The organism is Thalassospira xiamenensis M-5 = DSM 17429 (assembly GCF_000300235.2).
Classification (GTDB): domain Bacteria; phylum Pseudomonadota; class Alphaproteobacteria; order Rhodospirillales; family Thalassospiraceae; genus Thalassospira; species Thalassospira xiamenensis.
Genome location: NZ_CP004388.1, coordinates 3,208,328 through 3,223,076, shown reverse-complemented (window position 1 = coordinate 3,223,076; position 14,749 = coordinate 3,208,328). Strand labels below are relative to the sequence as shown.

Here is a 14,749-nt window from a genome sequence, read left to right as displayed (position 1 = left end):
CAGTGCTTTTCGTCGCAATCTTGAATGATGCCAGAAAACGGTTTTGCGATGCACAATTAATTCTTGCAACTTTTGTAGGGGTATCGTCTTGCAAAGCCCTGAAACTGAGACATATCAAAGACGTCGGCAATGGAAAGGGTGATAATTTCCATTGTGGATAAAACCACTTAAGGTCGCGGATGCTTCCAAGAAGGTCCGCATGTTACGATACTGTTGGCTCAAGGAGTGACAGGCATGGAATTCGAAAAATTTACGGACCGGTCCAAAGGCTTTCTTCAGGCGGCGCAATCATTGGCGCTGCGTGAAAACCATCAGCAGTTTGTGCCGATCCACCTTCTGAAAGTGCTGCTTGACGACGAAGAAGGTCTGGCAGCCAATCTTATCAAGGCGGCGGGCGGAAAGCCGAAAACGGCACAGGATCGCTGTGCGCAGGAATTGGCAAAACTGCCCAAGGTATCGGGCGGCAATGGCCAGATTTATCTGTCGTCCGACTTTGCCCGGTTGATTGATCAGGCACAGGAAGTCGCCAAGAAAGCCGGTGACAGCTATGTCACCGCTGAACGGTTGTTGCTGACCATTGCACTTGATCCGAAATCGGTTGCGGGCAAGGTTCTGGCCGATGCAGGATTGACCGCACAGGCTCTTAACGGGGCGATTAACGATATCCGCAAAGGCCGCACGGCCGATAGTTCCGGTGCGGAAAGCCAGTATGACGCGCTTAAGAAATACGCGCGTGATCTGACCGCGGCGGCACGAGAAGGCAAACTTGATCCGGTGATTGGCCGTGATGAAGAAATTCGGCGCGCGATTCAGGTGCTGTCGCGCCGGACAAAAAACAACCCGGTTCTGATCGGCGAGCCCGGCGTGGGTAAAACCGCCATTGCCGAGGGTTTGGCGTTGCGCATCGTCAAGGGTGACGTGCCTGAAACGCTTAAGGACAAGAAACTTCTGTCGCTCGATCTTGGGGCGCTGATTGCCGGTGCCAAGTTCCGCGGCGAATTTGAGGAACGCCTGAAAGCGGTGATGTCCGAGATCGAGGCCGAAGCAGGACAGATTGTTCTGTTCATTGACGAATTGCACACGCTGGTCGGAGCCGGAAAGGCAGAGGGATCGATGGATGCCTCCAACCTTTTGAAACCGGCACTGGCGCGCGGTGAGCTTCACTGTGTCGGGGCAACGACCCTGGACGAATACCGGCAGCATATTGAAAAGGACGCGGCTCTTGCCCGTCGTTTCCAGCCGGTGTTTGTTTCAGAACCAAGTGTTTCCGACACGGTTTCGATCCTGCGCGGCATTAAGGAAAAATACGAACTCCATCACGGGGTGCGTATTGCCGATAATGCGCTGGTGGCGGCAGCAACGCTTTCGAACCGGTACATTACCGACCGTTTCCTGCCCGATAAGGCGATTGACCTTATGGATGAGTCGGCGTCGCGTCTTCGGATGGAACTTGATTCCAAGCCCGAAGAAATCGACGAGCTTGATCGCCGTATCATTCAGCTGAAGATCGAGCGCGAGGCGCTTAAGAAAGAGGAAGACCGGGCATCGAAAGATCGCCTTGGCCGTCTTGACAAGGAACTGGCCGAACTTGAAGGCAAATCGGCGGAGCTGACCGCGAAATGGGAAGCCCAGAAAAAGGAACTGGCGGCATCGACCCATATCAAGGAACAGCTTGATCAGGCACGCGGCGAACTTGAACGTGCGATGCGTGACGGGCGTCTGGACCGTGCCGGGCAGCTTCAATACGAAGAAATTCCGGCACTGGAAAGGTTGCTTGAAAAGGCCGAAGACGATCAGGCCGACGGCATGAAAGAAGAAGCGGTGACCGAAAAGCACATCGCTTCGGTGGTATCGCGCTGGACGGGGATCCCGGTTGACAAGATGCTGGAAGGCGAACGTGAAAAACTGCTTGGGATGGAAGATATCCTGCGCAAACGCGTCGTCGGTCAGGATGAAGCGGTGCGGTCGATTTCGAATGCGGTGCGCCGTGCGCGTGCCGGTTTGCAGGACCCGAACCGGCCGATGGGATCGTTCCTGTTCCTTGGTCCGACAGGGGTTGGTAAAACCGAATTGACCAAGGCGCTTGCGCAGTTCCTGTTTGATGATGAACAGGCCATGGTTCGCATCGATATGTCGGAATTCATGGAAAAACATGCGGTCGCGCGTTTGATCGGTGCGCCTCCGGGCTATGTCGGGTACGAGGAAGGCGGTTCGCTGACCGAAGCTGTGCGGCGTCGTCCGTATCAGGTGGTGCTGTTTGACGAGGTCGAAAAAGCCCACCCCGATGTGTTCAACGTTCTGTTGCAGGTCCTTGACGAAGGTCGTTTGACCGACGGGCAGGGACGCACAGTCGACTTCCGTAATACGTTGATCATCCTGACGTCGAACCTGGGGGCCGACATTCTGGCCAATCAGGAAGAAGGCCATGACAGCAGCGAATTGCGCAGCCAGGTGATGGAAGTCGTGCGGGCGTCGTTCCGCCCGGAATTCCTGAACCGGTTGGACGAAGTGCTTCTTTTCCATCGCCTGAAACGTGCCCAGATGGATACGATTGTCGATATCCAGTTGGGTCGTCTTGAAAAGCTGCTGTTTGATCGCAAAATCACCCTGCAGCTTGACGAGTTCGCCAAAAGCTGGCTGGCCGATAAGGGGTATGACCCGGTCTATGGTGCGCGTCCGCTTAAACGGGTTGTTCAGCGCTATCTGCAAAACCCGCTTGCAATGCAAATCCTTGAAGGTGGGATCAAGGATGGCGATACCATCCCGGTTTCTGCTGAAGGCGGTCAGTTACTTCTGAACGGCAAGAAGGTCGAACTGGTCGACTGATCATCGCAGATTTGAAATCTTGCAAAACCCCGGTCCCGGATCGGGGTTTTGTCTTTTCAAGGCCATGATCTGCCTGCAGGATGATGAAAATACCAAATCCAAAGGGACATCCATGCGATCACTGCCACCAAAACCCAAGACCTTTACCCGATTGATTGTGTCCGCGTCGTTTCTGGCCCTGATGGCCGGACTATCGGTCGATGCATCCGCGCAATCCTTTTTTGACAAGGCCAAGGAAGCACTTGGCAGCGTGACAGGGAACACGACTGGCAGCGGATCGGGCAGCAGTTCGGCGTCGATGGCGGGGTTATCCGATGAAACGGTTTCCGATGCCCTGCGTCAGGCGCTTGATAAGGGGGTTGAGGTTGTCACCACCGATCTTGGCGTGACGGATGGCTTCAATGCCGATCCGGTGGCGCATATTCCGCTGCCTGATAGCGTCAAGCATGCGCAATCCCTGCTAAGTGCTGCCGGGCTTGGCAGTTATGGCGAGGAAATTGAATTGCGAATGAACCGCGCGGCCGAACAGACCATGCGGGATGCCGGTGATATTCTCGCCGATGCCGTCAGTCGCATGACGCTTGAAGATGCCAAGGGTATTCTTGATGGGCCGGAAGATGCCGCGACGAAATATCTGCGCCGTGTATCGGGCGGGGATATCGAAAGCAGATTGCGGCCGGTAATTGGCGAAGCATTGGCCGAAACCGGCGCGTTGCAGCTTTATGATCAGATGATGGGGCAGTACGACACATTGCCGATGGTGCCCGATATCAAGGCATCACTTTCCGATCATGCCACCGACAAGGCGATGGATGGCCTGTTTTATTACATCGCAAAACAGGAAGCCGATATCCGCAACGACCCGGCGCGCTGGACAACGGATGTGTTGAAAAAGGTCTTTTCGACCGTGAACTGAACGGCTTAGCTATAACGTTCGGGAAGCTGTTGCCAGCGTTTGCGCATGGCGTTGATTTTATCATCGGGGACGCCATGGATATTGCCAAATCGTCCATGGCATTCGATGATCTGCAATGCGGCATGGTGGCGTTCCGCCATGTCGAGATAGGCCTGCATTTCCCAGATTTCACTAAATGTGTTGGAAACAACAACGCTTTGCCCGGCTGATAGATGCCCGTCGCATTCGGCTTCGCAGCGTGCATGAACGTCACGCAGTTTGCGGCTATCAAACCGGTAATTGCCGTTGCGGTCGATCATGAACTGATCGGCTTCGAGATGGACTGCATCGGTTATCTGGCAAATCGCGGCGGCAAGGGTTGATTTGCCTGATCCGGGAAGGCCCCGGATCAGGGTTAATATCGGTTTGTCCGCCAAATGATTTGCCATTGGTTCCTGTTACTGCCCGCCACGTTTGCGCTGATATAGGGCATCAAGAGCCTGACCATAGGCCGCCTTGATCTTGTGGCGGCGGATTTTCATTGATGGCGTCAGCATCTCGTTATCAATCGAGAACGGGCTTTCGGCGAAGGTAAAGCTTCTGACCTTTTCAATCGTCGAAAGACGGCGATTGACATGATCAACCGCGGTGCGGATTTTCTTGCGGAATTCCTCGTTCTCGCCAAGGAGATCAATATTGTTCTCGATTCCGTTTTCCTTGGCGAATTCGCGCATGAAATCTTCGTCTGGCCACAGTACGGCAACCAGGTAGGGCTTGTCGTCGCCGTAAACCATCGCCTGGGAAATTTCGGTTTCCAGCGTCAGAAGACCCTCGATCCGTTGGGGCGAGATATTGTCGCCCCCGGAATTGACGATGATATCCTTTTTGCGGTCCGTAATAACAAGGCTGCCTTCTTCGTCGAACTTGCCGATATCCCCGGTATGCAGCCAGCCATCTATGATGGTGGCAGCAGTGACTTCGGGCAGGTTCCAGTACCCCTTCATCATGCTTTCGCCGCGCAGCAGGATTTCACCGTCATCGGCAATTTTCGCCTCGGCCCCGACCATCGGCGGGCCAACAGTACGCAATTTGTTGTTTTCGGCACGGTTGCACGACACGACCGGGGCAAATTCGGTTTGTCCATATCCCTGAAGGATACGAATGCCGCACGAGACGAACAATACACCCAGTTCGTAGTTCAGAGGACCGCCGCCTGATACCATGGCCTTGATCCGGCCGCCGAAACGCTGACGCAATTTGCGGCGCAGAAGAATTTCGCAAACGAAATTCTGGATTTTTTCGATCAGGCTGAGGGGTTGTTTTTCGTAAGTTTTGCGACCAAGCTTGAGCGTCAGGTTAAACAGCTTCTGCTTGAAGCCGCCTTCTTTTTCGACCATGCGGCTCATGCGCTGATAGAGCATTTCATAAAGGCGCGGTACAGCCGTCATGATGGTTGGGCGGACTTCGGCAAGGTTTGCCGCGAGCCGATCAAGGCTTTCGGCGTAATAGATCTGTGCGCCGATGCTCATCGGAAAATAAAGGCCCGCGGTATGTTCGTAGGAATGCGACAGCGGCAGGAAGGACAGGAAGACCTCTTCCTCGATCCCCAGCGTTTCGATGATATCAAACGCCCCCATGCAGTTTGACAGGATCGCCCCGTGGCTGAGCATAACGCCCTTGGGCGCGCCGCCCGTGCCGGATGTGTATATCAGGCAGGCAAGCTGATCGCGTTCAATATTGGCAACCCATGCATCGATATCATCGGTCAGTCCGCGCCCCTGTGAAATCATATCTTCCCATCGGGTGATGGTAATGTCGCCAACAAAGCTTTGACCCCAGTCTTCCATCATGATCGCATGACGGCAGCGCCCGCTATCAAGGGCGGCATGCAGGAACGGCTGGGCGAGTTTTTTGGTCGATATGATGGCAATGCCTGCACCGCTGTCTTCGATCGCGTGCAGATGATCGCGTTCGGTATTGGTGGTATAGGCGGGAACGGTCAGGGCACCAACACACATGATCGCCAGATCGGCAATACTCCATTCGGTGCGGTTTTCCGACACCAGCAAAACCCGATCACCGGGGCGAACCCCGATTTTATAAAGTGAGCGCGCCAATGCGCGCACCTGATCGGCGGCGTCATTCCAGCTGGTCGGGACAAACTCATCTGTCTCACCATCCTTGGTCCACAAGAACGGTGAATCCCCGTATTTTTCAGCCTGTTTGAAAAACATCGACGGCAAGTTCTGCCAATCGGCATAATCCTGCAAATTCGTCATGACGCTTCCTTGCCTTGTTGTCGTTTCTCTTACCTTCATACAGTGATCTTGGTGTCACTGTTTACGTCTGTCACCGCATTGTGATCGCAAACTATCAAAAGTTCGGCGCTTCCATCACAGATGCACGGGGCCACATTGCTTTTGTTATCAGGGATTGCGGCATTACGCAGCCGGAAAATGATCTTTGAACCGTTCAAATGCGTGCGACTTCACACCGTAGGAAAAATTCGTTGGGTTCCATCGATGATAGCGATTTCACAAGCCGGGTTCAAAACGCTATTGTCGGTATTGAAATTCGCCCCGTTTGATGTGCGCGCACAGACAAAGCTGTTATCGGCACTGGCGCAGGGCCCCCGGCCAGCATATATCGGGGCATGGATGTTTCGGGCCTGAATGTAAAAGGCCTGATGGCATAATCGACTGTCTGGAGGACAAATGAACGCGACCGACAAGAATTTGCCGACCTGGGATCTGACCGATCTCTATAACGATCCCAAAGACCCGGCCATCCGGCGTGATCTTGACGATGCCAAAGCCCGCTCGGACGCCTTCCAGAAAAACTATCAGGGCAAGCTTGCCGATCTTTCGGGGAATGAACTTGCAGCCGCAATTGCCGAATATGAAGCCATCAGTGAAGTCTGTGGCCGGATCGGATCATTTGCCCAACTGCTGTATGCAGGCGATAGCTCGGACGCTGCGATTGGTCAGTTCTATCAATCCGTTCAGGAAGAAATGACGAGCATTTCCAGCCTGTCGCTGTTCTTCGGTCTTGAAATCAACCGGATTGAGGAAGAGGTGCTTTCGACAAAATATGACGAAAGTGCCGCCCTTCGCCGCTATCGCCCGTGGCTTGATGAAAACCGTGCTTTCCGTCCGCACCAACTTTCGGACGAGGTCGAGCAGGTCCTGCATGAACGCCGCGTTGCCGGTTCAAGCGCATGGGTGCGTTTGTTCGATCAGACGATGGCCGATCTGCGTTTCCCGATGAATGGCGAAGAACTGACCATGTCGGATGTCGCCAATATGCTGTCTTCGACCAAGGTGGCGGAACGCAAGGCAGCGGCAAAATCGATTGGCGATGTGCTTGGAAAAAACATCAAGCTTCTGGCCCATATCACCAATACGCTGGCCAAGGACAAGGAAATTGACGACCGGCTGCGTAAATTCGCAACCCCCGTGTCGGCGCGCAACCTGTCAAACCAGGTCGAAGACGATGTTGTCGAGGCGCTGAATTCCGCAGTCGCCAGCAGCCATGCCGATCTGTCGCATCGGTATTACCGTCTGAAAGCCAAATGGTTTGGCGTTGATCAGCTTGATTACTGGGATCGCAATGCGCCGCTTCCAGATGATGATGATCGCCATATCGATTGGGACACGGCGCGTAAAACCGTCCTTAAGGCATATGGTGAATTTTCGCCCGAGCTTGCCGAAGTCGGTCAGAAATTTTTTGATAATCCGTGGATTGATGTGCCGCCGCGCGCCGGTAAATCATCGGGGGCCTTTGCCCATCCGACCGTGCCGTCAGCCCACCCGTACCTTCTGCTGAACTATCACGGCAAAACGCGCGACGTGATGACGCTGGCGCACGAACTTGGCCACGGGGTTCATCAGGTTCTTGCCGGGGAGCAGGGCTATTTCCTGTCTGACACGCCGCTGACCTTGGCGGAAACCGCGTCTGTTTTTGGTGAAATGCTGACCTTCCAGTCGATGCTGCGTGCGGAAACCGATCCGAAGATGAAACGCATCATGCTGGCTGGCAAGGTCGAGGATATGCTCAACACCGTCGTGCGCCAGATCGCGTTCTTTGAATTTGAAAAACGCGTTCATACCAAACGCCGCGAAGGTGAATTGACGGTCGATGAGATCTGCGAGATCTGGCTTGCCGTACAACATGAAAGTCTGGGTGATGCGATCCGGTACGAGGACGAGTACAAATATTACTGGTCCTATATCCCGCATTTCATCCATTCGCCGTTTTATGTTTACGCCTATGCGTTTGGCGATTGCCTCGTGAATTCGCTGTATGACGTTTATGAAAATGCCGAAGACGGTTTCCAGCAGAAATATTTCGAAATGCTGAAAGCCGGTGGCACCAAACGCCATCAGGAGCTGCTGGCACCGTTCGGTCTGGACGCCTCCGATCCGGCATTCTGGCAGCGCGGCCTTAACATGATCAAACGCATGATCGACGAGTTGGAGGAACTTTCCTGAGATGAGCAATGACGACGAAGATTTCACCGCCCAAAACGAGAGCAATCGGTTCGGCGGGAGGGTTCGTCGTTATGCGAAGGTGGGGGCGTCGGCTGGAAAGCTGGCAGCACGCCTTGCCACGGGAAAAATGTTCGGCGGTGATATCGATCATGCGAAATATGCCGCCGAACTGACGTCCGCCTTGGGCGGGCTTAAGGGCCCGTTGATGAAGGTTGCGCAAATCCTGTCGACCATCCCCGATGCCCTGCCAAAGGAATATACCCAGGCACTGGCAACGCTTCAGGCGGACGCCCCCAGTATGGGATGGCTGTTTGTCAAACGCCGGATGCGCACCGAATTGGGGGCGGGATGGCAGGAAAAATTCGCCGATTTCAGCCGTGATGCGGTGGCCGCGGCATCGCTTGGGCAGGTTCATCGTGCCACACTTGATGATGGTCGAACGGTGGCCTGCAAGCTGCAATATCCCGATATGTCGGCGACAGTGGAAGCCGATCTTAAGCAGCTTCGCGCTGCCTTTGCGATCTATCGCCGGTATGACAGCGCGATTGATGCCGAAAATATCCAGTTGGAACTGACCGCGCGCCTGCGTGAGGAACTTGATTACGAACGCGAAGCCCGCAACATGCAGCTTTATCGCCATATGGTGGCGGATGAAAATTGCGCGCATGTGCCCGAACCGGTGATGGACCTTACGACCAAGCGGCTTCTGACCATGACGTGGCAGACTGGGCAGAAATTCCAGAAATTCCTTGATAGTGATCCGTCGCAGGAAGCACGCAATCAGGTGGCGCTGAACATGTTTCGCGCGTGGTATGTGCCATTTTATCGTTATGGCGTGATACATGGCGATCCGCATCTGGGGAACTATTCGCTGCGCGAAGATCTGTCGGTCAATCTGCTTGATTTCGGCTGTATCCGTATTTTCCCGCCTGCTTTCGTCAATGCCGTCATCACGCTTTATGAAGCATTGCGGGATAAGGACGAGGAAAAGGCGGTTCATGCCTATCAAAGCTGGGGATTCGATAACCCGTCACGAGAACTGATTGATGTTCTTAATATCTGGGCTGGTTTTGTGTATGGCCCGATCCTTGATGATCGCGAACGCCGGATGGATGAAACCAATTCGGTGGCCTATGGGGCGGAGGTCGCGGGCAGGGTGCACAGTGAGTTGCGCCGCGTCGGTGGGGTCAAGCCGCCGCGCGAATTTGTTCTGGTGGATCGTGCGGCCGTTGGGCTTGGTGCGGTGTTCCTGCGCCTTGATGCGCATCTGAACTGGTATCAGATATTCAACGATCTGGTCGGAAACTTTGATGCGGACATATTGGCCCGCAATCAGGATGCTGCCCTTTCCAAAGTCGGGCTGGATCGTCCAGAAAACTGATCCGATTTCCCTGTTTTATAATTTTATTTTTGACGTTCCGGATCGAAAGAATCGGTTGGGTCGATTTGCGAATTGATCGGCTATTTCGGAACAATACGGTTTTGCATGATCCTTTTTCGGCTATTTAATCCGAAATTTCCCTACTTGAACGACCCTGGGTGTTGAAAACTTTTTCCTTTCTTTGCTTGCGTTGTGATGGGTTTGGTGAAAACCTGAGGGTGTGTTTTTCAAATAATATTCACTTACCGCGATGGCGTGAAATAGGGGAAACTTCCATAAATCAAGGGATTGATTCTATCTGTTCGGGATAAGGACCTGTTACAGGGTGGAAATAATATGTGCGAGAATCCGCTCATATGTGTTTTGAGATAATATAAACTGAAATTAAGTTAAAGTGATTTTTTATAGGGTTTTGATGTTGTCGCAGGCCGGAAGAAATCGCATCTTGCATTCAACGCAGACAAGGCAGGGCGTCATTGATTGTTTGTCCTGAGCACCAATGGCGGGTGGGACCTGACTTGTCGCCAAGGCTTTTTGCCTCGGAATGCGTGGTGGGAAAGTGGGCGGTTTCTTCTGTTAAAGCGGAAGAACCGCCTTTTTTCTTGCCGGGCAAGGGTAATCGTGGCCAGTCTGATGCGCAGGCACCGGACGCGGACCGCGTTTTATAAAAACAAAAATGCCGTGCTTATTCATAATTGTAGGGAAGGAGGTTGAACGCGATGAAACTGGCCGTTCCAAAGGAAATATGGCCCGGGGAAAGGCGCGTTGCCGTTACACCAGATACCGTCAAGAAACTGATTGGTCTTGGGTTTGACGTTGCAATCGAAGCTGGTGCCGGAATTAACGCCGCGATACCGGATGATCGCTTTGCCGATGCTGGTGCAACCATTGCCAAAACGATGAAAACCACCGTCAAGGATGCCGATGTCATCCTGAAGGTGCGCCCGCCGGTTGTTGATGGAAAAACCGACGAGCTTGCCGCCTATAAAAAGGGTGCCGCCATCATTGCCTTGCTTGATCCCTATGATCGCAAGGATCTTATTGAAAAAATGGCGGCGGCGGGGGTTTCGTCCTTTGCGATGGAACTGATGCCGCGCATTTCGCGTGCCCAGTCGATGGATGTGCTATCGTCACAATCCAACCTGGCGGGGTATCGTGCGGTGCTTGATGCCGCCCATGAATTTGGCCGGATTTATCCGATGATGATGACAGCCGCGGGGACGTTGCCACCCGCACGCGTTGTTATCGTCGGGGCCGGTGTTGCCGGGCTTCAGGCGATTGCGACCGCCAAGCGCCTTGGTGCGGTGGTTTCCGCGTTTGATGTGCGCCCGGCAGTCAAGGAACAGGTTCAGTCACTTGGCGGGACGTTTATCGAGGTCGAAGACGACGCAGCCGATGGCGAAACCGCAGGCGGTTATGCCAAGGAAATGTCGGACGAATACAAGGCCAAACAGGCCGCCAAGCTTAAGGAAGTTCTGGCAAAGACCGATATCGTCATCACAACAGCATTGATTCCGGGCCGTCCGGCACCGGAAATCGTTACCGCCGACATGGTCGCGGGCATGAAGCCGGGATCGGTCATCATTGATCTTGCGGCTGAACGCGGTGGCAACGTTGCGGGTGCGAAACTTGGTGAAACGGTTGTGACCGATAATGGTGTGAAAATCATTGGCCCTGAAAACATCACCAGTTCCGTCGCAACCGATGCAACGGCGATGTATGCCAAAAACCTTCTGAATTTCATCACGCTGTCCGTTGACAAGGAAAAAGGCACGTTGGCCTTCAATGCCGAAGACCAGATTATTGCCGAAACCATGCTGACCCGTGATGGCAAGGTTGTTCATCCGAAATTCGGTGGTGAGGAGGTCGCAAATGGCTGATCAATCCGTAACCCAAAATGCGGCCCAGAATGCCGCCGAGAATGCCAACGAGCTGCGCGATGCGGCCCTTGGTCTGGCCGAAAAGGCCGCAAAGCTTGCCGATAGCCTTGCCAATCAGGCGGGCGATATGGCCAGCTCGGCCAACACGGTTGTCCATACAAGCGGTGTCAGCCCTACGGTGCTTGGCCTGACGGTGTTTGTTCTGGCCTGCTTTGTTGGCTATTACGTTGTGTGGAAAGTCACCCCGGCCCTTCATTCACCGTTGATGGCGGTGACCAATGCCATTTCATCGGTGATCATTGTTGGTGCGCTTCTGGCGGCTGGCCCGATTGATATGAACCTGTCCAAGGCGATGGGCTTCATTGCCGTGGTGCTGGCGTCGGTCAACATCTTTGGCGGTTTCATCGTCGCACAGCGCATGCTGCACATGTTCAAGAAAAAGAAGTAGGGGGAACACACAATGTCGGAAAACCTGTCGGCTTTCCTGTATCTGGTGGCGTCCGTCTGCTTCATTCTGTCGCTGCGCGGTCTGTCTTCACCGGAAACGGCACGTAACGGGAATATCCTTGGCATGGTGGGGATGGCGATTGCCATTCTGACCACCCTGGCATCACCCGAAGTCGTGTCTTATACCACTATCATTGTCGGCATTTTGCTTGGCGGGGCCATTGGTACGGTCATCGCGCTCAAGATCAAGATGACCGCATTGCCGCAACTTGTTGCCGCCTTCCACTCGCTGGTGGGTCTGGCAGCGGTGTTTGTTGCCGCCGCCGCCCTTTATTCGCCGGGTGCCTATGGCATTGGCACGGCGGGTAATATCGGGGCGGCCAGCCTGATTGAAATGGGCCTTGGCGTTGCCATCGGTGCCATTACCTTCACCGGCTCGCTTGTTGCCTTTGGCAAGTTGCAGGGGATCGTATCGGGTACGCCAGTTCGCTTTACCGGGCAGCATATGCTCAATCTTGCAATCGCAATCGGAATACTGGTGTTTGGCATCATCGTTGTGACCACCGAAAGCCACACGGCTTTCTGGATTCTGGTGGTGCTTGCTCTGGTGCTTGGCGTGACGCTGATCATTCCGATTGGCGGGGCGGACATGCCGGTTGTTGTTTCGATGCTGAACTCCTATTCGGGGTGGGCGGCATGCGGCATCGGCTTTACGCTTCAGAACAATGCCCTGATCATCACCGGCGCACTGGTTGGTGCATCGGGTGCGATCCTGTCCTACATCATGTGCAAGGGCATGAACCGGTCGATCTTTAACGTCATCTTTGGCGGCTTCGGGACCGAGGGCGATGCAGGCCCGGCGGTCGGAACCGATGGCGACCGTTCGGTCAAATCGGGCTCAAGCGACGATGCGGCCTTCATCATGAAAAACGCGTCGAGCGTGATCATCGTGCCGGGTTACGGCATGGCGGTCGCACAGGCCCAGCATGCGCTTCGTGAAATGGGCGATATCCTCAAGGCCGAGGGCGTTAACGTTCGCTATGCCATCCATCCGGTAGCGGGGCGTATGCCAGGCCACATGAACGTGCTTCTGGCCGAGGCGAATGTCCCCTATGACGACGTGCTTGAAATGGAAGAAATCAACCGCGATTTCGGCACGGCGGATGTGGCCTTTGTGATTGGTGCCAACGACATCACCAACCCGGCAGCCAAAACCGACCCGTCATCGCCGATTTTTGGCATGCCGATCCTTGAGGTCGAAAAAGCCAAAACCGTTCTGTTCATCAAGCGTTCAATGTCGGCAGGCTACGCCGGTATCCAGAACGAGCTGTTCTTCAAGGACAACACGATGATGCTGTTCGGTGACGCCAAAAAGATGTGCGAAGAGATTGTGATGCATCTCGACGAGTGATTTGGTTTCACTGCTGGGACACAAGAGGGGCGGCCATTTGGTCGCCCTTTTCTTCTTCTAAAGGTTCATACTCGACTAAAATATCCGTCGGCTACGGTGTATTTGTCGGTTTGGCAGTCTAGCCTCGTTTCATTTTGCTTGAGTAAGAAATCTATGAGCAGCCTAACGAATTTCAGTGCGCAAACCGAACGTCTGTATCTGCGATGCGTCGAAGATCAGGACGCGGAAACCATTGCAAGCTTGATGGTACATGAAATTGCTTGTTGGTTGGCCTCTTGGAAGGTTCCGTTCACCGTCGAAATGGCGCGAGATCGCATCACAAGAAGTAGGAAGGAGGCGGCGGCAGGAGACGCACTGCCATTGGCGATCATCGAGCGTGAGACAGATCGTTTTGTTGGCTGGGTCTCATTGTATCGCTATCAGGATAATCCGCGTAGGGGAATGCTTGGATATTGGATAGGGATACCGGCACAGCGGCGCGGGTATTTAAGCGAAATCAAGCTCACCATTTTGCAGGCTGGATTTGATCTGTTTGGCTTTGATTCCATTGAAGCCGGTGCCCAGCTTGCCAATGAGGCATCCTTTGGTGTCATGACCTCATGGGGTATGAAGTCTTTCGAAGAAAGGATGGCATATAGTTCTGCTCGAGATCGTCAGGAGCGTTGTAGATATTATCAAATTACACGTGAAGAGTTCAGATTTTCTCAGGAAAATGCCTGAGAATTGTACTCCGCCTTCAAATCGGGAGAATTGATGTTCCGACTTCTGAAAGTATCCGTCTTTACGATTGTCCTGTTGTCGCTCGCGCTAGTGGCGTCGGTTTCGGGTGTTTTCATCACCTATTTCCGGCTGACCGCCGAGGAGCCGGTGGCGCGAATTACGTTCGAGGAAATCGGGGATCAGGAATACAACGCTTATCTGACATTACCGGGCCACGATATCCCTGGCAAATACGTGATTTACGGCGATCAGTGGCGGATTGACGCGGAGTTTGTGAAGATCAAGCCGTGGGCCAATATTCTTGGCGTGGATTCCCGGTACAAGCTGGTGCGACTGGAAGGCCGATACCAAGATATCGAAGATCAGAACACCCGCCCGCATATGGCCTATGACCTTGATGCGACCAAGGGCATTGATATCGGCAAGCTGGTGGCGGACTGGAACTTCCTGATTGATGCCGAATATGGCAGTTCGACTTTCACCGATATCGCGGTCGCCAATACTTATACGGTCTATAAAAGCCAGTTCGGGCTTTTGGTGCGCGAAGACGTTACACAGTCGAATGACGCCAGAAAGGGAGCTGTTGATGGGGTGTTTGACTGGTTGCTCGGGTCGAAATGATACCCGGGTTTCAGTCGGCAAATTAAAACCCGTCCGACAAATATCGGACGGGTTTGTTGTTTGGTTCCGGCTTTATTG

11 protein-coding genes are annotated in these 14,749 nt (G+C 53.8%); 9 read left to right on the top strand and 2 right to left on the bottom strand.

Going from position 1 to position 14,749, the window contains the following annotated elements:
* Positions 1 to 234: 234 nt before the first annotated feature.
* Together clpB and TH3_RS14950 are read left to right on the top strand one after the other, a co-directional pair.
* Complete coding sequence (gene clpB, locus TH3_RS14955; RefSeq protein ID WP_007091111.1) at positions 235 to 2,826, top strand: ATP-dependent chaperone ClpB; 2,592 nt, start codon at positions 235 to 237, stop codon at positions 2,824 to 2,826.
* Positions 2,827 to 2,938: 112 nt separating this feature from the next.
* The gene (locus TH3_RS14950) at positions 2,939 to 3,742 is read left to right on the top strand and encodes a DUF4197 domain-containing protein (protein WP_233421783.1); all 804 of its coding nucleotides are present in this window, start codon (positions 2,939 to 2,941) and stop codon (positions 3,740 to 3,742) included.
* Positions 3,743 to 3,747: 5 nt separating this feature from the next.
* On the opposite strand, the gene TH3_RS14945 is transcribed toward TH3_RS14950, so the two are convergent.
* Together TH3_RS14945 and TH3_RS14940 are read right to left on the bottom strand one after the other, a co-directional pair.
* Positions 3,748 to 4,170, bottom strand: coding sequence for a P-loop nucleotide/nucleoside kinase family protein (locus TH3_RS14945; RefSeq protein ID WP_007091109.1), 423 nt, complete (start codon positions 4,168 to 4,170; stop codon positions 3,748 to 3,750).
* Between the two features lie 9 nt (positions 4,171 to 4,179).
* Positions 4,180 to 6,000 carry an AMP-dependent synthetase/ligase gene (locus TH3_RS14940; RefSeq protein ID WP_007091108.1) on the bottom strand — a complete coding sequence of 607 codons (1,821 nt, stop codon included), beginning with the start codon at positions 5,998 to 6,000 and terminating at the stop codon, positions 4,180 to 4,182.
* A gap of 435 nt (positions 6,001 to 6,435) precedes the next feature.
* On the opposite strand from TH3_RS14940, the gene TH3_RS14930 reads away from it, so the two are divergent.
* The 7 genes from TH3_RS14930 (at position 6,436) to TH3_RS14900 (ending at position 14,671) form a co-directional block, all read left to right on the top strand.
* The gene (locus tag TH3_RS14930; protein WP_007091106.1) at positions 6,436 to 8,211 is read left to right on the top strand and encodes a M3 family oligoendopeptidase; all 1,776 of its coding nucleotides are present in this window, start codon (positions 6,436 to 6,438) and stop codon (positions 8,209 to 8,211) included.
* 1 nt (position 8,212) lies between these two features.
* Complete coding sequence (locus TH3_RS14925) at positions 8,213 to 9,592, top strand: ABC1 kinase family protein (RefSeq protein WP_007091105.1); 1,380 nt, start codon at positions 8,213 to 8,215, stop codon at positions 9,590 to 9,592.
* Positions 9,593 to 10,311: 719 nt separating this feature from the next.
* Positions 10,312 to 11,472, top strand: a complete 1,161-nt coding sequence (locus TH3_RS14920; RefSeq protein WP_007091104.1) for a Re/Si-specific NAD(P)(+) transhydrogenase subunit alpha — start codon at positions 10,312 to 10,314, stop codon at positions 11,470 to 11,472.
* Positions 11,465 to 11,920 (top strand): NAD(P) transhydrogenase subunit alpha part 2, encoded by a 456-nt coding sequence (locus TH3_RS14915; protein WP_007091103.1) that lies wholly within the window; start codon positions 11,465 to 11,467, stop codon positions 11,918 to 11,920. The genes TH3_RS14920 and TH3_RS14915 overlap by 8 nt, the downstream gene beginning before the upstream one ends.
* 12 nt (positions 11,921 to 11,932) lie before the next feature.
* Positions 11,933 to 13,330, top strand: a complete 1,398-nt coding sequence (locus tag TH3_RS14910; RefSeq protein WP_007091102.1) for an NAD(P)(+) transhydrogenase (Re/Si-specific) subunit beta — start codon at positions 11,933 to 11,935, stop codon at positions 13,328 to 13,330.
* Positions 13,331 to 13,483: 153 nt separating this feature from the next.
* Positions 13,484 to 14,050, top strand: coding sequence for a GNAT family N-acetyltransferase (locus TH3_RS14905; RefSeq protein WP_007091101.1), 567 nt, complete (start codon positions 13,484 to 13,486; stop codon positions 14,048 to 14,050).
* Positions 14,051 to 14,083: 33 nt separating this feature from the next.
* Complete coding sequence (locus TH3_RS14900) at positions 14,084 to 14,671, top strand: hypothetical protein (protein WP_007091100.1); 588 nt, start codon at positions 14,084 to 14,086, stop codon at positions 14,669 to 14,671.
* The last annotated feature ends 78 nt before the right edge of the window (positions 14,672 to 14,749 follow it).